This is a genomic window from Bacteroides sp. 41_26 (assembly GCF_949740115.1).
GTDB lineage: Bacteria > Bacteroidota > Bacteroidia > Bacteroidales > Bacteroidaceae > Bacteroides > Bacteroides nordii.
The window spans coordinates 45,319-66,801 of sequence record NZ_CATJGZ010000118.1 but is presented as its reverse complement, the minus strand read 5'-3'; the positions used below and the strand labels follow the sequence as shown (position 1 = coordinate 66,801).

The 21,483-nt window shown below is 37.1% G+C and carries 20 protein-coding genes; 18 read left to right on the top strand and 2 right to left on the bottom strand.

Features of this window, described 5'->3' with window-relative positions; all coding sequences use genetic code 11:
* Positions 1 to 9: 9 nt before the first annotated feature.
* The 18 genes from QX565_RS17770 to QX565_RS17685 all read left to right on the top strand — a co-directional run bounded on the left by QX565_RS17770 (position 10) and on the right by QX565_RS17685 (position 19,688).
* A complete protein-coding gene (locus tag QX565_RS17770; RefSeq protein ID WP_195349319.1) occupies positions 10 to 1,755 on the top strand; it encodes a phospho-sugar mutase in 1,746 nt (581 codons plus the stop codon).
* 671 nt (positions 1,756 to 2,426) lie between these two features.
* Positions 2,427 to 2,969 (top strand): UpxY family transcription antiterminator, encoded by a 543-nt coding sequence (locus QX565_RS17765; protein ID WP_007486521.1) that lies wholly within the window; start codon positions 2,427 to 2,429, stop codon positions 2,967 to 2,969.
* Positions 2,970 to 2,979: 10 nt separating this feature from the next.
* The gene (locus QX565_RS17760) at positions 2,980 to 3,462 is read left to right on the top strand and encodes a UpxZ family transcription anti-terminator antagonist (protein ID WP_196040157.1); all 483 of its coding nucleotides are present in this window, start codon (positions 2,980 to 2,982) and stop codon (positions 3,460 to 3,462) included.
* Positions 3,463 to 3,714: 252 nt separating this feature from the next.
* Positions 3,715 to 5,148 (top strand): lipopolysaccharide biosynthesis protein, encoded by a 1,434-nt coding sequence (locus QX565_RS17755; protein WP_289293767.1) that lies wholly within the window; start codon positions 3,715 to 3,717, stop codon positions 5,146 to 5,148.
* A 12-nt stretch (positions 5,149 to 5,160) separates the two neighbouring features.
* On the top strand, positions 5,161 to 6,270 hold the full coding sequence (locus tag QX565_RS17750) for a DegT/DnrJ/EryC1/StrS family aminotransferase (protein WP_195449964.1): 1,110 nt from the start codon (positions 5,161 to 5,163) through the stop codon (positions 6,268 to 6,270).
* Between the two features lie 31 nt (positions 6,271 to 6,301).
* Positions 6,302 to 6,946, top strand: coding sequence for a PglD-related sugar-binding protein (locus QX565_RS17745; protein WP_289293766.1), 645 nt, complete (start codon positions 6,302 to 6,304; stop codon positions 6,944 to 6,946).
* Positions 6,943 to 7,908: a glycosyltransferase family 2 protein gene (locus QX565_RS17740; protein WP_289293765.1), complete on the top strand. Its 966-nt coding sequence runs from the start codon at positions 6,943 to 6,945 to the stop codon at positions 7,906 to 7,908. Before QX565_RS17745 ends, QX565_RS17740 begins: the two co-directional genes overlap by 4 nt.
* Positions 7,905 to 9,266 carry an O-antigen polymerase gene (locus QX565_RS17735; RefSeq protein ID WP_289293764.1) on the top strand — a complete coding sequence of 454 codons (1,362 nt, stop codon included), beginning with the start codon at positions 7,905 to 7,907 and terminating at the stop codon, positions 9,264 to 9,266. The genes QX565_RS17740 and QX565_RS17735 overlap by 4 nt, the downstream gene beginning before the upstream one ends.
* A gap of 20 nt (positions 9,267 to 9,286) precedes the next feature.
* Complete coding sequence (locus tag QX565_RS17730) at positions 9,287 to 10,357, top strand: glycosyltransferase (protein ID WP_289293763.1); 1,071 nt, start codon at positions 9,287 to 9,289, stop codon at positions 10,355 to 10,357.
* A gap of 2 nt (positions 10,358 to 10,359) precedes the next feature.
* The gene (locus QX565_RS17725) at positions 10,360 to 11,469 is read left to right on the top strand and encodes an acyltransferase family protein (RefSeq protein ID WP_289293762.1); all 1,110 of its coding nucleotides are present in this window, start codon (positions 10,360 to 10,362) and stop codon (positions 11,467 to 11,469) included.
* Positions 11,470 to 11,483: 14 nt separating this feature from the next.
* Complete coding sequence (locus tag QX565_RS17720) at positions 11,484 to 12,578, top strand: glycosyltransferase family 4 protein (protein ID WP_289293761.1); 1,095 nt, start codon at positions 11,484 to 11,486, stop codon at positions 12,576 to 12,578.
* Complete coding sequence (locus QX565_RS17715; protein ID WP_289293759.1) at positions 12,575 to 13,807, top strand: glycosyltransferase family 4 protein; 1,233 nt, start codon at positions 12,575 to 12,577, stop codon at positions 13,805 to 13,807. Before QX565_RS17720 ends, QX565_RS17715 begins: the two co-directional genes overlap by 4 nt.
* Entirely contained in the window at positions 13,773 to 14,378 is a 606-nt protein-coding gene (locus tag QX565_RS17710; RefSeq protein WP_289293757.1) for a GNAT family N-acetyltransferase, read from the top strand. Before QX565_RS17715 ends, QX565_RS17710 begins: the two co-directional genes overlap by 35 nt.
* Positions 14,379 to 14,409: 31 nt before the next feature.
* Positions 14,410 to 15,633 (top strand): DegT/DnrJ/EryC1/StrS family aminotransferase, encoded by a 1,224-nt coding sequence (locus tag QX565_RS17705; RefSeq protein ID WP_122200711.1) that lies wholly within the window; start codon positions 14,410 to 14,412, stop codon positions 15,631 to 15,633.
* A gap of 31 nt (positions 15,634 to 15,664) precedes the next feature.
* The gene (locus QX565_RS17700; protein WP_025867195.1) at positions 15,665 to 16,252 is read left to right on the top strand and encodes a sugar transferase; all 588 of its coding nucleotides are present in this window, start codon (positions 15,665 to 15,667) and stop codon (positions 16,250 to 16,252) included.
* A 437-nt stretch (positions 16,253 to 16,689) separates the two neighbouring features.
* Positions 16,690 to 17,577, top strand: a complete 888-nt coding sequence (locus tag QX565_RS17695; RefSeq protein WP_007486556.1) for a histidine decarboxylase, pyruvoyl type — start codon at positions 16,690 to 16,692, stop codon at positions 17,575 to 17,577.
* A 45-nt stretch (positions 17,578 to 17,622) separates the two neighbouring features.
* Positions 17,623 to 18,252, top strand: a complete 630-nt coding sequence (locus tag QX565_RS17690) for a pyruvoyl-dependent arginine decarboxylase (RefSeq protein ID WP_007486558.1) — start codon at positions 17,623 to 17,625, stop codon at positions 18,250 to 18,252.
* Between the two features lie 2 nt (positions 18,253 to 18,254).
* Positions 18,255 to 19,688: a basic amino acid/polyamine antiporter gene (locus tag QX565_RS17685; RefSeq protein ID WP_289293755.1), complete on the top strand. Its 1,434-nt coding sequence runs from the start codon at positions 18,255 to 18,257 to the stop codon at positions 19,686 to 19,688.
* A gap of 128 nt (positions 19,689 to 19,816) precedes the next feature.
* Here QX565_RS17685 and nudC read toward each other — a convergent pair whose 3' ends face one another.
* Both nudC and QX565_RS17675 read right to left on the bottom strand, forming a co-directional pair.
* Positions 19,817 to 20,596, bottom strand: a complete 780-nt coding sequence (gene nudC / locus QX565_RS17680; RefSeq protein WP_289293753.1) for an NAD(+) diphosphatase — start codon at positions 20,594 to 20,596, stop codon at positions 19,817 to 19,819.
* Entirely contained in the window at positions 20,593 to 21,438 is an 846-nt protein-coding gene (locus QX565_RS17675; RefSeq protein ID WP_221650409.1) for a hypothetical protein, read from the bottom strand. The genes nudC and QX565_RS17675 overlap by 4 nt, the downstream gene beginning before the upstream one ends.
* Positions 21,439 to 21,483: the final 45 nt, after the last annotated feature.

Sequence of the window (21,483 nt, the reverse complement as noted above, 5' to 3'; positions counted from 1 at the left end):
ACAATCTAAATGGAGAATCAGGAACTCATCAAGCAGGTAACTGAGAAAGCCGAAAAATGGCTAACCCCGGCCTATGATGCCGAAACTCAGGCTGAAGTGAAACGTATGTTGGCAAACGAAGATAAAACTGAGTTGATAGAAGCATTCTATAAAGACCTTGAATTTGGTACAGGCGGTTTACGCGGTATCATGGGTGTTGGTAGCAACCGTATGAATATCTATACAGTGGGTGCTGCTACGCAGGGACTTTCCAACTATCTGAAGAAGAATTTCAAAGATCTCCCTCAGATTTCTGTAGTGGTAGGATATGATTGCCGTAACAACAGTGATCTTTTTGCCCGTATCTCTGCTGATATATTCTCTGGTAATGGTATTAAAGTGTATCTGTTTGAAGATATGCGTCCTACACCGGAAATGTCATTTGCCATTCGTCATCTTGGTTGTCAGAGTGGTATCATCCTGACAGCTTCTCACAACCCGAAAGAATACAACGGTTATAAGGCGTACTGGGACGATGGTGCACAGGTATTGGCTCCGCATGACAAAGGGATTATTGACGAAGTAAACAAGGTAACTTCGGCTGCCGATATTAATTTTAAGGGTAATCCTGATTTGATTCAGATTGTTGGTGAAGACATCGACAAACCTTATTTGGATATGGTAAAGACTATCTCTATCGATCCGGAGGCTATTGCTCACCAGAAAGATATGAAGATCGTTTATACACCGATTCATGGTACGGGTATGAAACTTATTCCGCGTGCATTGAAGATGTGGGGATTTGAGAATGTATATACCGTTCCCGAACAGATGATTAAGGATGGTAACTTCCCGACTGTAGTTTCTCCGAATCCGGAAAATGCCGAAGCATTGACTATGGCTGTGAATCTGGCTAAAGAGATAGATGCCGACTTGGTGATGGCAAGTGATCCTGATGCCGACCGTGTAGGTATTGCCTGCAAAGACGATAAGGGCGAGTGGGTACTTATCAATGGTAACCAGACTTGTCTGATGTATCTGTATTACATCATCACTCAGTACAAGAAGTTGGGTAAGATGACCGGCAAGGAGTTCGTTGTGAAGACTATCGTAACTACTGAACTTATCAAGAAGATTGCTGAAAAGAATAATATTGAAATGCTTGATTGCTACACCGGTTTCAAATGGATTGCCCGTGAAATTCGTCTGCGTGAGGGTGAAAAAGTATATATCGGTGGTGGAGAAGAAAGCTATGGTTTCCTTGCCGAAGATTTCGTTCGCGATAAAGATGCTGTTTCTGCTTGTTGTCTCATCTCTGAAATAGCTGCATGGGCAAAAGATAACGGTAAGTCATTGTATGAAATGCTGTTGGATATCTACGTAGAATACGGATTCTCTAAAGAAAAGGGTATCAGCGTAGTGAAGCCGGGTAAGAGTGGTGCCGAAGAGATCAAACAGATGATGGTAGACTTCCGCAACAATCCTCCACGCGAATTAGCTGGCTCTAAAGTAATTCTTTGGAAAGACTTCCAGACTTTGAAGCAGATTGATGCTGACGGTCGTGTGACAAAGATTGATATGCCGGATAAATCAAATGTTCTTCAGTATTTCACTGAAGATGGTGGTAAGGTTTCTATCCGTCCGTCGGGAACAGAACCTAAGATTAAGTTCTATATCGAGGTGAAGGGCGAGATGGGCTGTCGCAACTGCTTTGCCAGTGCCGATGCTGCCGCTGACGAGAAGATCGAAGCTGTAATGAAATCATTAGGTATTTAGTGGTGCTTCCCGCACGGGGAGATACGCTGAGCGATAATAAAAAAGCGGCTGGTTCGAATAGGACCAGCCGCTTCTTTTATTACTTCATGCCTTTCAAAGGCAAATATTTATTGGTATCTGTTTTCAATGTGCCAGTATGGTAGAATTATGTTTGAGAGGAGAAGAGTTTAAATTAGATCATTACTTAGATATAAAGTAGAAAAATCTTAGATAAATGCTGATATGGTGGTAGTGCTTGAAATCTTGAATTGGAATAGTGTTTCAATAAACGTTCGTTTAATAACACAAAGTTAAAACGTATATCTGAAATGCCAAAATATTCTTATGATTATTTTTGAGGGTATTGAAAAATAGAGATGTAAATTTCTTATATTCAATATATTATCAGATTGATAAAATTGGTGGTCTAGCCTATTATTCTATAATCGTTATCTGTTTGAAATCTTTAAAAAAACATGTTTCATTAAACGAACGTTTATTGAAACACTATTTCTATTTAAATGATTCGTTTACAATATTTTAAGTAATATAGTTATTTCATGTACCTCCTTCTGCGATAGTGGAGTGTTTTGAAATGATATGAATGCATTAAGATCTTCATCAATATTCGCATTACATAATTTAACCGGGAGGTATTTCACTCTTCTGGTGTCCCCAAAGAATATCCTTTTGTGAACGATAAAACAACTATTTGCTGGTACGCTCTGCGTGTCACTTACGGCCGTGAGCTTACCTTGAAATCATATCTTGATAGCGAGGGTATCGAAAACTTTATCCCTATGCGTTATGAATTTATTTTGAAAAACGAACGTCGCGTACGTAAATTAGTTCCTGCAGTTCATAATCTTATATTTGTTTATTCTTCCCGTAACCGTATTGATGCTATGAAGGAGTTGCACGGTACAACGTTGCCTATTCGTTATATTATGAATCGTGAGTGTCATCGTCCCATTATCATTCCAGACTCTCAGATGCGCAGTTTTATTGCTATTTCAGGGAATCACGATCAAGCTTTACTCTATCTCGATCCTTCTGAGCCGGCACTCCGTAAGGGAACCCGTGTACGTATCATCGGTGGCGTTTTTGCCGGTGTTGAAGGCGAATTTGTTCGTGTGAGGAATGACCGTCGCGTCGTTGTATCCATTGATGGAGTGATGGCTGTTGCCACTACTTTCATTCATCCTTCCCTTGTTGAACCTATTATTGAAAAATAATCATTGATATATGAATTCATTAGAATCTGAAGTTTCCGCCTTGTCTACCTTGGCGGACGAGTTGCTTTATCTCGGTATAGACGATACTCCTATTTACAGCGATGATTTTACTCGCTTGAATCACGAGGTTTTTCAAAAAGCCAATGCCTTATATCACCAGCGCGGTAGTACCTTTGAAGAGGAAGCTTCGCTGTGTCTGGCACTCTTGAAAGGATATAATGCTACGATTTACAATGATGGGGATAAGGAAGAGCGTATTCAAACAATTTTGAATCGTTGCTGGGAAGTACTTGAACACTTGTCTGCCTCATTGCTAAAGGTACAATTGCTAACGTATTGTTATGGGGAAGTGTTTGAGGAAGAACTGGCGAAAGAAGCACATGTTATTATTGATACCTGGAGTAACTGTGATTTAATTGCGGCAGAACGGGAGATTGTAGATTATCTGGATGGTCTGGAAGGTAACCCGTATCCGAGTTGGGAAGAGATTTAAATATTTCGGTTTGGATTTTCGGAAATATATTTAGTTATGTAAAAAAACGAGTTGTATTGTCGATTATGTATAGAAAGTAATGCTCGGTAGAAGTAGATTACGTAATTAATTGGAATGGTGAGATATATTCTATTGAAGTGAAAGCCAACAATTCCGGATCTATAAAAATATGTATAAGTTTATTAAACCGAGAGGCTCAGATTGTGGAATGCGAGCGAGCCTTAGATATTTATATATTATATTTACTTAAGGATGAGTGAATCCCTAAAGGAGAAGACGATTAAAGGTGTTGGTTGGAGCTTTGCTGATAATATAGCCAATACGGGTATTACCTTTCTGGTCGGTTTAGTGCTTGCACGTTTATTGACTCCTGCAGAGTATGGTGTCATGGCTATGATTTCCATTTTTATAGCACTCTCAAATTCAATCATTGACAGTGGATTTTCAAATGCGTTAATTCGTAAAATAGACGCTAAACGGGAAGATTATAATACTGTTTTTTATTTTAATCTGGTTGTTGGAGTTCTTCTATATATAATTTTATTTTTCAGTTCACCTGTTATCAGCAGTTTTTTCAAAGAAGCGCTTCTGGTTTCAGTAACACGGGTCATTGGCTTAGTTTTGATTGTTAATGCATTATCTATTGTTCAGCGTACTATTTTTGTAAAAGAAGTCAATTTTAAAATACAAACAAAAATATCTTTGGTAGCTTCAATTTCCAGTGGGGCGATTGGTGTTGGTATGGCTCTTTTAGATTATGGTGTATGGAGCCTTGTCGGACAACAACTTGCCCGGCAAGTTTTAAATTCCTTGTTTTTATGGATTTATTGTAGTTGGCGTCCTGCTTGGGAATTCTCTATAAGAAGTTTTAAAGAGTTGTTTAGTTTTGGTTCAAAACTATTAGTATCAGGGTTGATCAATACTGTTTATAATAATGCTTATTATATTATTATAGGTCGTTTTTATAGTTCAGTTCAGTTGGGGCAATATACTCGTGCAGAGCAGTTTAATACAATATTTTCCAGTAATCTGACATCCGTTATTCAACGCGTCAGCTATCCGGTATTGAGTTCTATCCAAGATGAACCGGAACGTTTGAAGCAAGCTTATCGTAGAATTATAAAAACTACTATGTTGGTAACTTTTGCTTGTATGCTGGGACTCGCCGCAGCGGCAAAATCATTAATACTTATTCTTATTGGCGAGAAGTGGTTACCCGCTGTATCTTTTCTTCAGATCATTTGTTTTTCGGGGATGCTTTATCCCCTTCATGCTATCAATCTGAATATATTACAAGTGAAAGGTCATTCCGACTTGTTTTTAAAATTGGAAATTATAAAGAAAATAATAGCTGTAGGACCTATTTTGATCGGTATCCTGTTCGGTATAAAATATATGCTATGGGGTAGCGTTTTCATTTCTTTTATTGCCTATCTGTTGAACAGCTACTACTCTGCCGGACTGATACATTATTCCACCAAAGAACAGATAAAAGATATATTGCCCACATTTGCCATTTCTTTATTTGTGGCGAGTGTAATGTGGAGTCTTTCCTTATTAGACATCTCCATTTACGTCATATTGCCTATGCAATGTGTGACCGGCATATCGTTGGCGGTCCTTATCTACGAACTGTTTAAGCCGGAAGAATATCTTGAAATAAAAGCGCTGATTACACGAAAATAAAAATAAGTAAAGATGGATGAAAAACTAATTACCGTAACTTCTCCTCTTCTTCCTTCTCTAGATGATTTTTTACCTTATCTACAAGATATTTGGAATCGTAAATGGTTGACCAATAACGGTCATTACCATCAAGAGTTGGAGAAAGCCTTGTGCGAGTATTTGAAAGTACCTTATATCAGTTTGTTTACGAATGGTACATTACCATTGATGTGTGCATTACAGGCTTTGCGCATTACAGGTGAAGTGATAACGACTCCTTATAGCTTTGTAGCTACTACGCATTCACTTTGGTGGAATGGTATAAAACCTGTATTTGTAGATATCGATCCGGAGACTTGCAACCTTGACCCCGACAAAATCGAGGCTGCCATAACTCCCAAAACTACTGCTATCATGCCGGTGCATGTATACGGCAAGCCATGTGCAACGAAGCGTATTCAGGAAATAGCCGATAAGTATGGCTTAAAAATAATTTATGATGCAGCACATGCTTTTGGGGTAGAGGTGAACGGACGGTCTGTTTTAGAAGCTGGTGATATGTCTACTTTAAGTTTTCATGCAACAAAAGTCTATAATACGATAGAGGGAGGCGCTTTGATTTGTCACGATGAACAGACCAAAAAACGCATTGATTATCTGAAGAATTTTGGCTTTGCTGGTGAAACGACTATTGTGGCCCCCGGTATCAATGGTAAAATGGATGAAGTGCGCTCTGCATATGGTTTGTTAAACTTGAAGCAGGTGAATACTGCCATTGATGCGCGCCGTCAGGTAGCGATGAAATATCGTCAGGTATTGAGAGATGTTCCAGGTATTCGTGTAATGGAAGATATGCCTGGTGTCCGTCATAATTATTCTTACTTTCCCATATTCATTGATTCCGAGGAATATGGTATAACTCGTGATGAATTGTATTTCAAGATGAAAGAAAATAATGTTTTATGTCGGAGGTATTTTTACCCTCTGATAAGCGAATTTTCCACTTATCGGGGATTGGAATCCGCTAACCCTGTGAATCTTCCGGTTGCAAGGAAGATAGCGGACAGTGTGATATGCCTGCCGATGTATCATAACTTGAATGAAGAAGATGCAACTCGGGTTGCAGGATTGATTGTAAAATGATGAAAAAATAATAAAAACGGATAATGCTGGTATGAATAGAGAAATCTACGTATTGGGAGTTGGTCATAACACTTCTGTGTATCTGGAATTAGTAGAAACTTGTGGATATACTATTAAGGGTTTGTATCATTATAATGACGAAAGGGTGGGAGAATTAGATCATGGATATCCTATATTAGGCTCTTTTAATGATTTATTTTCATTAAACTCATTGGAAGGAATGAATTTTGCATTGAGTCAAGGTGATAATAAAATCAGAGCAACAATTTTTGAGAAAATAATAGAGAAGAAAGGGGATGTGCCCACTTTAATTCATCCTTCTGCAAAAGTATCTAAGTATGCTCAATTAGGGCGAGGGGTTGTCGTTCATATGAATACAGTTGTTCATCCGGACGTAACAGTTGGAGATAATACTGTATTAAGTTATAATGTCTCTGTGACTCATAGTACGCATATTGGAAAGAATTGCTATTTAGCATTGGGAGTAATGGTTGGTGCCTATACTGTAGTTGAAGATTTTGTTTTTTTAGGAATTGGAGCAATTGTAATTAGTGGAAAAGTTGATTTAATAGGAACATTTGCGTCTGTGGGAGCAGGGGCTGTGGTAACAAAAAGTGTGGCATCCTATGAATGTGTTGCGGGGAATCCTGCAAAGTTTATGAAGACACTCAAATGAAAGAACCTTTAGTAAGTATTTGTTGCATGGCTTATAATCATGCTTCCTACATTCGGCAATGTTTGGATGGATTTATGATGCAGAAAACGAATTTTTCATTTGAGGTATTGATACATGATGATGCTTCTACAGACGGAACACAGGAAATTATTCGCGAGTATGTAAAAAAATACCCTGATGTTATAAAACCTATATATCAAGTTGAAAATCAATATTCAAAAGGAATAAAAGTTTCTATCACTTATAATTATCCTCGTGCAAAAGGAAAATATATTGCTCTTTGTGAAGGGGATGATTATTGGATTGATCCGTTAAAACTGCAAAAGCAAGTGGATGTTTTAGAAACTGATTCTTCAATTGGAATGGTTTATACAAAAGTAAAGCTATATGATGACTCGAAGAAAAAAGTAACTGGAAGCTTTGGGGGAAATTATCGGACTTTTGAGGAATTGATACAAAAAAATACGATCCCTACATTATCGGTATTGGTAAGGACTAATCTTGTTTTAACTTATCAGCAAGAGATATGCCCTGAGAAATATTCATGGAAAATGGGTGATTATCCAATGTGGCTATGGATTTCTCGTAAGAGTCAAATATACTTTCTTTCAGAAGAAACTGGGGTTTACAGAGTTTTACCTGAGTCCGCAAGTCATTCAAAGAATCCGGTCAGTTTGGTTTCTTTTATCATCAGTGTATATGATATTAAGAAATATTTCTCTTCTATTTATCTACCTGCTTTAATAAATCATATAGAACAAGAAAGAATGTGGTGGCTACTGATAGATGCTCTTTTAACGGCTAAACTGTCTGATACAAAAAACATATCTAGCTACTTAAAAAACAACTCTCAATATCATTATAGTATCGATAAAAAAATTATAATAAACTTAGCTTACTATTATCCTATGTATGCAGAGAAAATAGTGTGTTTTTATATGAAATATTTTTTTGGAAGATGAGTTGTTCGATTCCGAAAGGTACTTTTCCTTTTTATGTTTTTTCATTTATAGCGTTTACATGCTTTTATGTAGCTCCCAGTAAATTTGATTTGTTATTTAATATTTATTGTGCTATTCAATATATAATTTCTATTGTATACTACGATTCTTTTATAAAAAAGAAAAATTATTTAGATTTCGATTCTTTCTTTTTCATTTCATATTTCTTTGTTTTTTTTACATATCCAGTTTTCATATATCCGGTTGATCCGGAATGTTCTATTATGTTTACTTTTAGATTTGAACACAGTTTAATATCTAAAGGTACCGCTATGGCATTATTGGGGAGTCAAATGTTTCTTCTTGGTAGTATTTGCTGTCACTTTAAAATGCAAAAGATTCGGATAAATCGAATTAAACATATGTACTTACCCTTAAATTTTCTTCATTCCATAACGATTTTACTTTTTATTCTTTTTATATCTTTAGGAGGATATTCTTATTTTAAAAATTTGTATTCAAATGGAGGGAATGCAACAACAGGTGTTTTTGCTTACTTTTTAATCCTTTTTATTGCCTTTTTTACTATATCCATAGTCTTGGAGTATAACCGAATAAGTATGTACAAAGAGATTTCTTTTTTAAAAAAAATAGATAAATTCTTTTTGATATTTTCTTTTTTGGTGGCTATTATATTGTTGAGTAGTGGTACTCGAGCTATTGTTTTACAAATTCTTCTTTCTTTTGCTGGTTTGTATAGCGTGTATTTTAAGAATGTGAGTTTTAAGAAAATTGCTGTAATATTTTTTAGTGGTTCTATTTTCATGTCTTATCTTTCTTTTATTAGAGTGCAAAATGGTGAAGTGGCAGAGGATTTTTTGGATTTGTTCATGGATTTAATCATAAATAGTAGAAGTTCTTATGTAGCTTTATCATATGTAGATGAAAACGGTATCACATGGGGAAGATCAATGCTAGGTTATCTGTTAAAACCAATTCCCTTTTTGCAGGGCTTTGTTTGTGATATTTTTAATATTTCTCCAAATGAAATAACTTCCTCTAAAATAATAACAGTTGATGCTTTAGGAGATTCTCCTACTTTAGGTCTTGGAACTAATATAATAGCAGATTTATATATTTCTTTTGGTATTGTGGGCGTTTGTATATTTATGTATTTTTTGGGATATATTGTTAGAAAGTCTTATTTATTGGCTAAGCTTGGATCAATATATTATATGTTGTTATACACTGTTTTATTTTCTTTATCAGTTTATATGGTTCGTAGTGAATTTTTTTATGGACTGAATATATGGCTATGGGGATTTTGTATTATTAATATCCATATGCATTATCATAGAAATAATACCACTTTGATTTAAAAATCATTTGATCTCTCAATATGGATTTATATATATTTATTCTGAATATAACACGTCCTGGAGGAACAGAACGTGCAGTTAGCAATTTAGCTAATATGTTGTCTGGTCATTATCATGTATCGGTAGTAAGTCTTTGTTCTACGGAAAAAAATGATTTGTATTTCTATTTAGAGGATTCTGTAGATGTTTTACATTTGGGTATGCCTGAATTAGATACGAATATTTATTCTAAAGTAAAATGGTTTTATTCGGTATATAAGAAAGTTGATCAATTAAAACTGAATAATTCTATATTAATAGGCACAGGGCATAATATAAATCTACTATTACCTTTTTGGAAAAGGAAAAATGTTAAAGTTGTTGGATGTGAGCATATACAATTTGATAGTATATCATGGTTTTATCGTTTAATAATATTGCCTTTTTATCTTCTTTTGAATGCTATTGTGGTGCTATCTCACAGTGCTGAAAAAAAGCTTAAACAGCATATGACAGCATTGAAAAATATATTTGTTATACCAAATTCTTTGTCATTTATTCCATTGAAAACCTCGGACTTAACGATAAAAAGGATTATTATGGTTGGGCGTTTAAGTCCAGAAAAAGGATATGAAAGGGTTGTGAGAATTGCGTCTTTTATGCAAAGAAAGTTTCCTGATTGGAACATTGTAATATTTGGTGATGGATTATTAAAAGAAAAATTGAATTCATTATTTATTAATATGCACTTGTCTAATATAGAGATTTGTCATTCTGTTCCTGATATTATGAAAGAATACATTAATAGTTCAATTTTCATGATGACATCTTATTCTGAGGCTATGCCTATGGTTATTTTAGAGGCTAATGTTTGTGGTCTGCCTGTTGTTGCTTTTGAATGTGAAGGAACCAAAGAACTTATTAAGGACGGGGGGAATGGCTTTTTAATAAAGAATGATGATTATATTGATTTTGAAGAAAAAATATCATTATTAATGAGTGATTATGATACTCGCAAGTATATGTCTGAAGAAGCTTTAAGATATTCTTATAATTTTCAACCAGAACGAATTGTAAAAGCATGGATGTCTTTAATTGATATGATGAATTGATAATGGAAGATCGAAAATATAAAGATTTACTGCTTTCTAAAACGATTGATAATCTTAGATTTCCTCTTATTATAGGAGTCTTATTTATTCATAGTCATAGTTCCATAATGATTACTTCGGAAGAAGTGATAAACTGTGTATCTAATATTTCTGTTTACAATTTTTTTAGTACACTGTTTTCTCAGATAATAGGTCGCGTATCCGTACCCTTGTTTTTTTTTATTTCTGGTTATTTATTTTTCTTTCATCCTCAATATTTTGGTGTGAGGGTGTATCGAACTAAATTGAAGAGTCGGCTTAATTCTTTATTGATTCCTTATTTGTTTTGGAATATTTTGTTTTTATTTATTTACTATATTATATCTTGTTTACCCACTCTGCGACAGTGGTTTGATGGAACCGAGTATAATTTGAATTATATTTTGTCAAATTTGTGGGGAAGAAGTACCACAACAGATGAAATGACTTATCCGGGAGTTTATCAATTTTGGTTTATTCGTGATTTAATGTTTGTGTCTGTTTTATCTCCGCTTATTTATTGGATTGTCACGAAAACGCAGTTGTTTGGAGTTCTTTTAATAGGTTTGGCGTGGTATTTAGGGTATTCTATACCATACATTGGTGTGAGAGGATTGAGCACTGTTTCTGTTTTTTATTTTTTATTTGGTGCTTGGTTTAGTATAAACCGAAAAAATTTATTGGTAGAGTTTGGAAAGTTGCGGAGTATTCCCTTTTTCTGTTATCCTTTATTGGTTATGATTGATTTATATACAAAGAATAATGATTGTAACATATATATACATAAAATTGGAATTATAATAGGGATCGTTTTTTGGTTTGGTATTATTAGTCATTTGTTAGAAAGGAGAAAGGTTAAAATATATCCTTTTTTGTCATCTGCCAGTTTTTTTGTATTTGCAATTCATGAACCTTGGTTGCTTTCACAAGTGAAAAAAATCTTATTTGCATTATTACATCCTGAAAATGATTTCTTATTAACGTTTCTTTATTTTTTTATTGTTGGTATTGTTTTAATTGTTTCTCTTTCTTTATACTACCTGCTCAAATCTATTTCTCCTCGTTTTTTAGCTTTTATTGCAGGTGGAAGATAAATCATGTTTATCATATGAAAATATTGTTAGATAATATAATATTCTCTTTGCAACGTTCAGGAGGTATATCTGTTGTTTGGTATGAGTTTTTAAAGCGTATTCTTTCCACAAAACATAAAGTAGATTTATTTTTCCTCGAATTTGTAGAACATGAGAATATTTTCCGAATACAATTGGATATTCCAAAAGAAAATATTTTTCGAAAAAAAAAGTCTTTTTTGTTTTATGAACGATATTTCCCCTTACAACTCTCATTTGGAGATTCGAGTTCATGTTTTATATTTCATTCTTCTTATTTTAGGGTTTGTTCTAACCCAAATGCGATAAATATCACTACTGTTCATGATTTTACTTATGAATATTTTTATCGTGGTTTACATAAGTGGATTCATTGCTGGCAGAAATATTATGCTATACGCCACTCTCAATATATAGTCTGCATTTCGAACAATACCAAACAAGATCTTTTGAAGTTTTTGCCTGATGTTGATGAAAAAAAGATTAGAGTAATCTATAATGGAGTATCAGATGAATATTATCCTTTATTGAATATAAATAACTATAAACTGCCTTATCCTGTAAATTCATATTTACTTTTTGTTGGTGAGCGTAAAGCATATAAGAATTTTGACTTAGTGGTGAAAAGTTTAAAATATTTAACTTATAAGTTAGTGATTGTTGGCGCAGAATTAGAAAAGGAAGAACAAAAATTATTGGATAAAAATCTTTCCAGTGATAATTACTGTCATGTTGGTCGTATCTCTAATTATGATTTGAATATATTGTATAATGGGGCTGTTGCATTGATATATCCATCCAGTTATGAGGGATTTGGACTACCAGTAATTGAAGCTCAAAAAGCGGGTTGCCCGGTTATTGCTTATAATTCTTCTTCTATATCTGAAATAATAGGAGAAACACCGTTATTGTTGCATCGTTTGGATTTGCAAGAACTGTTGAAAAAGGTGAATATGTTATCTGATTTAGAACTTAGGAAAGATGTTATTGAGAAAGGAATACAAAACGCAAAGAGGTTCAGTTGGGATGATATGTATCGAAAACTTATTGATTTATATTTAGAAGCTTATGATAATAATAAAAAAGCATGAAAGCAATTCTGATTATATCAGCCGTTTTTCCTCCTGAACCTGTTGTTTCTTCTAAGTTATCTTTTGAGATAGTTACTGAATTGTCAAAAGATTGTAGAGTTGTGGTACTTCACCCTGAAGCAACACGTCCTTTGGGATTTGACTTTGGAAATATTTGTATCTTGAATAGTGGTTTTGAAAATGTTACACTTCCTTCTTATGTTTGTCCTCAATCTACGATAATGGGACGATTCCGTGAAAGCTATAGTTTTGGAGTTCAATGCCTGAAATATATAAAAAAAAATTATACTGAACTTGCTTGCATTTACGTAAATTCATGGCCGTTGTTTTCTCAGTTTTTGATTGTAAAAGCTGCCAAGAAATATGGCATACCTTGTCTTATACATGTGCAAGACATCTATCCGGAATCTTTTATTAATAGGATAAAAATAAAAACTTTAAAACAATTATTATATAGAACTTTATTACCTGTTGATAGATATATTCTAACCCATGCTACTCATGTATTGGCAATATCTGCTAATATGAAATTGTGTCTTGCAGAAACTCGAAAAATAGACAGTGGCAAGATTACGATTGTTGAGAACTGGCAAGATGAACGAAGCTTTATTGCGTATCACAAGAAATCAGGTCATAAAGAAAGAATAGAGAATAGATTGACCTTTATGTATTTAGGGAATAATGGACCGGTAGCAGGAGTTGAATTTCTCATTACTTGTTTTGCGAAAGCTCGTTTGCTTAATTCCCGATTAGTTATTGCAGGAAGCGGATCAAGAAAGGAGGCTTGTAGAGAATTGGCTTCGAACTATCCTGAGGTTTGTATTGAATTTTGGGATGTTCCGGATGGAAAAGTGCCTGAAGTACAAGCTCAAGCGGATGTGATGCTATTGCCTGTAAAGAAAGGTGCAGCGATGAGTTCTATTCCATCTAAATTGCCAGCCTATATGTTTTCTCAAAAAGTAATTATCGGGTCATTGGACATGGAAAGTGATACAGCTAAAGCTATTATAGAATCAAATAGCGGTTTAGTAGTAGAACCGGAGGATGTGCAACAGTTGATTGAGGCTTTTCAAGAAGTATCGGAATGGGATGTGCAAATATTGGAACAAAAAGGGAGGAATGGCTTTGATTATGCAATAAAACGCTTTTCTCGTAAACAGAATCTCCCTTTAATTACTGACTTAATACGAAACTATGCCACAGATAATACATCCTGTAGGAAAGCATGAGATAGATGCTCTGGTTGTTATTCACACAAGTGCTTTTCCTGATTTTTTCCTAACACAGTTAGGGACACGTTTTTTGAGGCTTTATTACTCTTCTGTGCTATCACATCCCGAAGGAATTTTATTGGGGTGCTATGAAGAAGGTCGTTTAACAGGCTTCTGTGCGGCAACAATCAACTCCAATGGATTTAATAGACGTTTAATCAAGTTTCATTTTTTTGCTTTTGCAGTCGAAGCTTTTCTTTTATTACTTACCAATATAAAGGCATTAAAAAGGTTGTATTTAAATTTGTCGAAAATTGACAATCCGGATACAGATAAAGGCGAATATGCCGAATTGCTTTCTATTGGAGTAGATAGGGGATATCAAAGAAGAGGTATAGGTAAACAATTATTGGTGGCATTGGAGGCGGAGGTGAGATATAGGGGAGGTAGGAAACTATCATTAACAACGGACTATCATAATAATGAACAGGCGGTAGGTTTTTATCGTTCAATGGGCTATCGAGTGTTTTATGATTTTATAGCTTATCCGGATAGAGAAATGTATCGTTTGATAAAATCGCTATGTTGAACATTTTTATTTTGAATAATATAAAGAACTCATGAAAATACCCTTTTCACCACCTTATATTGACGAGGCGGTCATCAACGAAGTCGTTGATTCGTTACGTTCCGGTTGGATCACATCCGGTCCGAAAGTAAAGGCTTTGGAGGAAGAAATAAAATCTTTCTCGGGAGCAAAAGAAGTACTTTGTGTCAATTCCTGGACATCAGGAGCTATTATGATGTTGCGTTGGCTGGGAGTGAAGGAGGGCGATGAAGTGATCGTTCCTGCCTATACTTATAGTGCAACGGCGTTGGCGGTGCTTCATGCCGGAGCTAAACCTGTAATGGTGGATTCTGGAACGGATTTTAATATTTCGGTGGAGGCTGTTCGTAAAGCTATTACTTCTAAAACAAAGGCAATTATTCCGGTAGATATTGCTGGCTTTCCTTGCGATTATGAAAAGATCATGGCACTGGTGCAGGAATCTGAAATGATAAAATTGTTCCGTGCGGAATCTTCCGTGCAAGAAAAATTGGGACGTATCTTGGTGATGAATGATGCAGCCCACTCTTTGGGAGCACGCTACAGTAGTCGTCAGCGTACCGGTTGTGAAACTGATATAGCTATCTTTTCACTCCATGCCGTGAAAAATGTGACTACTGCTGAAGGTGGAGCCATTTGTTTGAACTTGCCCAATCCGTTTGATAATGCAGAATTATATAAAGAACTACGGATGATGAGCCTAAACTGCCAGACTAAGGATGCTTTTTCAAAATCAAAAGCCGGAGGATGGCGTTATGATATTGTTGGTTTCGGAATGAAAATCAATATGGCTGATGTGAATGCTGCCATCGGACTGGCGCAAATACGGGAATATTCGGAGTTACTAAAAGAGAGAAAACGGGTCTTCGATACTTACAATAATGCTTTTTCGGCTTGTGACTGGGCTATTGTTCCACCTTCTGTGGATGGAGAAAAAGAAAGTTCTTATCATATTTATGCTTTACGCGTTAAAGGTTTTACCGAAGAACAACGCGACCGGATGATTGATGAGATCGCTAAAAGTGAAGTGGCTGTGAATGTACACTTTATACCGATGCCGATGTTGTCGTTCTTTAAATCGATGGGATATGATATTAAGGATTATCCACAGGCTTATCAGAACTTTAAGAGTGAGATATCGTTGCCGATATATCCCCAATTGGATAGTGAAAAATTAAAATTCATTATTGATACTGTAAAGGCGGCCTATACGACCGTGATTGCAAAAAACAGATAGTATATTTACAAACACTAAACAGATAAGCTTCTTGATTCGTTTTTTTGATATCGTTTTTTCCCTTTTGGGAATTTTATTACTTTCTCCTGTCTTTCTTCTTCTTTATATAGCCATTTGTCTCGAAAGTAAAGGAGGCGGTTTCTATAAACAGCTCCGTGTGGGACAATACGGGCGGGATTTTTATGTCTATAAATTCCGTTCAATGCGTATGGGGGCTGATAAGAAGGGGTTGATAACGGTAGGGGGGAGAGATCCCAGAATAACCCGTACCGGATACTTTATTCGGAAGTATAAATTGGATGAATTGCCTCAATTGTTTAATGTACTGAAAGGTGATATGAGTTTGGTGGGACCGCGTCCTGAGGTTCGTAAATATGTGGATTTATATTCCGATGAACAGAAGAAGGTATTGAGTGTACGTCCGGGAATTACGGATTATGCTTCTATTGAATATGTAGATGAAAATACGATTCTTGGAGGGGCTTCAGATCCCGACAAAGCATATATAGAACAGATTATGCCCGATAAAATACGGTATAATATGAAATATATATGTAATCGTTCGGTGAAGGAGTATTTTAAAATTATATTTCAGACATTTTGGAGCATCATACGTTAAATATATTGGGGGTAAAAATAAAAGAGATTATTCTAATTTTGTTTGTCCCTTATTATGTGAGAAGGGGAAAGAAGTAATTCTTCTTGGAGGCAGAGTGTGAAAATAGCCGGGGTCATCTTTAAAGGTGATTTCGGCTATTTTTTTGTTAATTTAGTACAGGTGAAATCATGAATAATTTTATCCAACCAGTATACAAAATTTTGAAAAAAAGATGGAAGATTACTTTTATATAATACTACTTTTATCAGATACAATACCTTGAACGGAGGAATTGATATGTTGGTGAAAACTGATCGGTATATTTCTTTTTTTCCATCGCTTGGCGAACCTTCCCGTGCGGGAAGTACGTTTCGTTTTTTTTTGATTCTTTAGACTATTGGGGCTAATCATTCTGTGTTAAACGTTGTTCTATGAGCAACATCTAAACCAATAGTAATATGAAAGATTTAGTAGCTGACATCAAGTATGATGCCTCAAAAGTGATTAATCAGGCCGTGGGGCCAAGTAAAGAATTTTGCATGGGGTATATGAATCCCGGTGCTGGTGAGGGATACATCTCTACCATGAAGCTCTCCGTCGGTACAGTCGATGTGAAAGACCTCGATGCAGTAACCGAGAACATTGTTTCTTATGACCGTTGCGAGAAGAATGATGCTTATATCGGCCAGATCAACATGCTTACTGTTTCTTCTTTTTGTGGACTGAATGGTGCGGTCTGGGGTTTTGACCTTGCTAAACATGACGACATTGCAAGTGGAGCAGAGAAGCCGATGTACATGCAATCTCAACCCGATGGACCTGATATTCCTGTTTACAATGTTCGTCCGCTACTCGAAGCTACCGAGCGCTTGTTCGGTAAAGAGCAACAACGCCGTTTTCCGCCTATGCCCGGTTCACACATTATCTGTGCTAATAAAGATGTCACTGCCCGTGGTCCGCTATGGGTATGGTCTGCCATTGGTATCGCCATTCTGAAAGACCGTAGCAAAGGTTCTTCTCTTTTTATTGAAGATGCCAATACCTACGGCAATGATTCTACTACAGAGTCTGAGATGATTGGCTATCTTGAAGGTACTCTTCGTAAAGTGACCAATAGTATCGCCTTGTGCGGACAAGATCAGGGAGTGGAATACGAACGTATCTATGTAGGTTACAAATACACATTCGTAGAACCTCATCAGGTAGGTTGTGCTCTTACCTGTGCCCCTTATATTAACCTCGCTCAGAATGCAATTCCTGAGGGTATGCAAGCTTCCGACCTGCGTCAACTCACTATCAGTGAGTGGGAAAAGAAATTGAAACTTGAAGAGTTGACTATCTGGTAATGGAGCCTTCCCTTCTGATTATTAACCATTAAAACCAAAAGAATTATGGATGAAAAAAGAGGAACCCGCTATCCGGTTTTCGGATTTGTAACCGGTGGAACCGGAGCGTTTAATGATGGCATACCACCTCAGCCGTACGAAACATTTGCATATGACCTTGCTTTGCATCAGGCTGGAATTGAAAACTTCAATGTGATACCTTATACTTCTGTGATGCCTCCCGAAATGAGGGGGAATCTGGTGTCTATCACTCCTGAGATGAATGATAAATTTCCTTATTTACCTTTCCGTCCCGACTTGAAAGATCAATTCCATCATGGGGCAATACTCGAAGTAATCATAGCCGGTCATGGTGCCAACTATGCCGAGCATAAGGCTATTGCTACAGGAGTTGGTATTGTGTGGGCAAAGAAGAATGGTAAGTTTATAGGTGGCTTTGCCGCAGAATATGTACAGTTCTACGACTCAAAGATTGATGATGAGATTGCTGGAGCAGAAGCCCGGATGTGGCTAACCAAATCGTTGAATCATGAACTTTCAATGCGTGGATTAGAACAGGATGGCGATAAGGAGCTGTTTCACAACTTCATTAACATTCCGAGTGATAATCCGTTTGCTTACTGCCTTACGGCTATTGGTTTCCTCAACTTCGGATATGCACCTTTAGTTAAATAATCATGGCTGATGGTTCAAAGAAATTAGGATTGGGCGGGCTGGTTGCCATTGTCTTTGGGTCTATGATCGGTGGAGGTATTTTCAATATTTCACAGAACATGGCTCAGGGGGCAGGGCTAGGGGCTACTCTCATCTCCTGGGTTATCTCAGGGGTAGGAGTGTTGTTCCTTGTGCTCAACTTCAAGATACTGGCTGATGCCCGTCCTGATCTCAATGCAGGAATTTATCAGTATGCGAAAGAAGGTTTTGGTAACTATGTAGGTTTCAATGTAGCCTGGGGCTATTGGCTCTGTGCCGCGATGGGAAATGTAGCTTTTGCTGTGATGCTCAATGATTCGTTCGGAGAGTTCTTCCCTGTATTGCTAAAGCATGGCTGGCAGACAGTAGTTTTCGGTTCTTTCTTCATTTGGGCAATGTACCTCATTGTGGCGCGTGGCGTAAAAGCAGCGGCGGCAATGAATACCGTTGTTACTATCGTGAAGTTTGCTGCACTGATTCTTATTGTTGTCATTCTCTTTATCTTTTTTAAGGTAGGAGCGCTGAGTTATGACTTTTGGGGGCATGTTTCTGATTTGGGTTCTCTCGGTACACAAATCAAGAGTACAATGCTTGTAACATTGTGGTGTTTCATTGGTGTAGAAGGTGCAGTTGTAATGTCTGCCCGCGCCCGGAACAGTCAGGATGTGGGTAAAGCCGGTGTCATCGGTTTTTTGCTGGCATTGGTGCTTTATGCGCTTATCAGTATTTTATCCTACGGTATCATGAAGCAACCCGAACTGGCTAAGTTAGATGATCCTTCAGTGGCTTACGTATTGAAAGCTGCGGTGGGAGAATGGGCATACACCTTTGTAGTCCTTAGTGTGATTGTCTCCGTTATCGGAGGATGGATTGCATGGACACTGTTGTGTGCACAAGTACCTTATACAGCGGCACAGGTGAAAATCCTTCCGAAGTCGTTTCTGCGTGAGAACAAACAAGAGACACCGATTCATGCATTGCTCATATCGAGCATTATCATGCAGGTGTTTATGATACTGGTAGCTATGGCCAAGTCGGTTTACGATGCGGCAATAGATATTACCGGCGTAATGATCCTTCCTGCTTACCTTTTCTGCGGCCTTTATCTGGTGAAGGCGAGCTTTACAAAAGGGGAGTTGAAGACTACCGATGCAAAGAAGATTATGCAATACCGGATTATCGGTATCATATCTTCCGTTTTTTGCCTGTGGTTATTGTATGCAGGCAGTCTGTTGTTATTGCTCATTACTTCCATTTTCTATCTGGCGGGATTCTATTTCTATGTAGTGGCTCGCAAGCAGAATATGGAAAAGGGTGAAAAGGTATTCTCCCGTCCCGAATGCTGGTTGGCTATAGCTATTGCGGTTTGTTCTGTAATAGCTGTGGTGCTCATGGCTGAGGGAAAGGCAGGATTATAGAAAGAGAAAATACAGGTTGCGAGGGCACACGGGTTTATTGATACTTTTGAGAGAGGAACGGAGTGTTCGTTTCATTCATAAGTTGTTCGTTTGTAGTTTGTAAGTGCTTCGTAACCTGTATCTCTTTTTTAATTGTTTTTTATCCACCAATCGATCATTTTACGTGCCAGGCTGAGTTTACGTGGCAGTTCCGGTAGGTTCTCACGTGTGTAGAAAGCCCCTGAACTCAACTCTTCGTCTTGTAAACTGATTTCTCCACCGGCATAATCGGCAATGAATCCTACCATTAGTCCGCTGGGATAGGGCCACGGCTCGTTACCAAAATAAGTGATGTTTTTAATATCAAGTCCTGTTTCCTCTTTTACTTCGCGCATTACACATTCTTCCAGTGTTTCTCCGGTTTCCAGAAACCCTGCTACCAGGCTATAGAAAGTTCCTTTAAAATTTCGTGCATGTACCAATAGTAACGAATCTTCTTTACGTACCAACACCAGTATGGCTGCCGAAATAGAAGGATACATTTCGTTTCCGCATGCCGGACACCTTTTCATGATGGCATCTTTCATTTCCGTTTTTGTGCCACATACCGGGCAGAAGCGGCTATGCTGATCCCAATGTAGTATTTCGAAAGCTTTTCCTGCTGTATGGTATTGTTTCAACGGGATAAAATCATAAGAAGCACGTAGCCCGGTCATACAATATTCGTCGGATTCTTCTATGGGATGGTTGATGACGAAGGCTTTGCAGGGGTGCCCCTCCAGAATACATATTTCGTGTACATGGGTATCTGCCGGGATAGGTATAGGAGGTTGTTCGTTACAAGGGATTGTCAACTTATTATTCTGCTTTTTAAGTAGTAGCTGGTCTTTGTAGAATACAATCCACCAGGTAGTAGTTAATTTGCTCATTTCTTTAATAACTTTTTTATATCCGATTCATTAATCCATTGCTGTTGTGACGGGCGTCCGCATCCAATAGTAGTTCCCGTTTCCGGCATTCTCACCTGTCTCATTTGTGCCTTTTCGCAAGCTGTTTGCATGGCTTGCATGGGATCTTTCCGACGGGGTTTGATACTGGAATATTCTTTTGGAAAATCAAGTCCTAATTCTTCCATTAATAATTTTAGCTGCCGGCGTGGTTCTTTAGCATTCGGGTGTTCTTTGATGAGGTACATCAGTTTTCGGCGCTTGTCAAAAGGTTCCTGATATTCCCGCAGCATTTCTTTGTTTACAAAAGTGATGTAAGTAACCGTTCCGTTTCCGGCGTGGTCTATTACACTTAGTCCTTCGTTGTGTGCCAGGTATTTTGTATTGCGATGCCCACACATGACGGTATCTTTCAGAAGAGACAGATAGATGAATCTGATTATGTCATGTTCGTCATTATACCGGATACCTTTGGGCTTCAGATACCTGCTGTTGAGCCTCTTCATATAGTGGGGCGTCACCCGGCTACACCTGTATTCGTCGATGAGGTAGATGCCTCTTTCACCATATTCGTTGGTATAGAAGGTATAAAAGGCGTAATGAATGACCTTTGGATCTTCAAGCATGATCATAATATTCCATACTATTCCTGTGCGGGGAGAGGTGACACTTACATGACTCTCTACCGGAAACGACAGGGAATACTTCATTCCCCGTCCGGTTCTTGCCAGTAGCCCGATATATTCTTCGGATAAAAAATCCCACTCTTTATTCAGTTCTCCTTCTATCTGTATAGGTAGTAGCTTGTTGCTTAATTCTTTCATTCTCTTTATGCTCTCATCAGGAACACCTCTGATTTAATAGAGTTA

Bases quoted from the DNA above. Each gene is read 5' to 3' on its own strand.
- QX565_RS17760 (WP_196040157.1), top strand. From the start codon at position 2,980: ATGAATTCATTAGAATCTGAAGTTTCCGCCTTGTCTACCTTGGCGGAC.
- QX565_RS17770 (WP_195349319.1), top strand. From the start codon at position 10: ATGGAGAATCAGGAACTCATCAAGCAGGTAACTGAGAAAGCCGAAAAA.
- QX565_RS17695 (WP_007486556.1), top strand. From the start codon at position 16,690: ATGAAAGATTTAGTAGCTGACATCAAGTATGATGCCTCAAAAGTGATT.
- QX565_RS17750 (WP_195449964.1), top strand. From the start codon at position 5,161: ATGGATGAAAAACTAATTACCGTAACTTCTCCTCTTCTTCCTTCTCTA.
- QX565_RS17725 (WP_289293762.1), top strand. From the start codon at position 10,360: ATGGAAGATCGAAAATATAAAGATTTACTGCTTTCTAAAACGATTGAT.
- QX565_RS17755 (WP_289293767.1), top strand. From the start codon at position 3,715: ATGAGTGAATCCCTAAAGGAGAAGACGATTAAAGGTGTTGGTTGGAGC.
- nudC (WP_289293753.1), bottom strand. From the start codon at position 20,596: ATGAGCAAATTAACTACTACCTGGTGGATTGTATTCTACAAAGACCAG.
- QX565_RS17690 (WP_007486558.1), top strand. From the start codon at position 17,623: ATGGATGAAAAAAGAGGAACCCGCTATCCGGTTTTCGGATTTGTAACC.
- QX565_RS17685 (WP_289293755.1), top strand. From the start codon at position 18,255: ATGGCTGATGGTTCAAAGAAATTAGGATTGGGCGGGCTGGTTGCCATT.
- QX565_RS17710 (WP_289293757.1), top strand. From the start codon at position 13,773: ATGCCACAGATAATACATCCTGTAGGAAAGCATGAGATAGATGCTCTG.
- QX565_RS17740 (WP_289293765.1), top strand. From the start codon at position 6,943: ATGAAAGAACCTTTAGTAAGTATTTGTTGCATGGCTTATAATCATGCT.
- QX565_RS17675 (WP_221650409.1), bottom strand. From the start codon at position 21,438: ATGAAAGAATTAAGCAACAAGCTACTACCTATACAGATAGAAGGAGAA.
- QX565_RS17705 (WP_122200711.1), top strand. From the start codon at position 14,410: ATGAAAATACCCTTTTCACCACCTTATATTGACGAGGCGGTCATCAAC.
- QX565_RS17715 (WP_289293759.1), top strand. From the start codon at position 12,575: ATGAAAGCAATTCTGATTATATCAGCCGTTTTTCCTCCTGAACCTGTT.
- QX565_RS17720 (WP_289293761.1), top strand. From the start codon at position 11,484: ATGAAAATATTGTTAGATAATATAATATTCTCTTTGCAACGTTCAGGA.
- QX565_RS17730 (WP_289293763.1), top strand. From the start codon at position 9,287: ATGGATTTATATATATTTATTCTGAATATAACACGTCCTGGAGGAACA.
- QX565_RS17745 (WP_289293766.1), top strand. From the start codon at position 6,302: ATGAATAGAGAAATCTACGTATTGGGAGTTGGTCATAACACTTCTGTG.
- QX565_RS17735 (WP_289293764.1), top strand. From the start codon at position 7,905: ATGAGTTGTTCGATTCCGAAAGGTACTTTTCCTTTTTATGTTTTTTCA.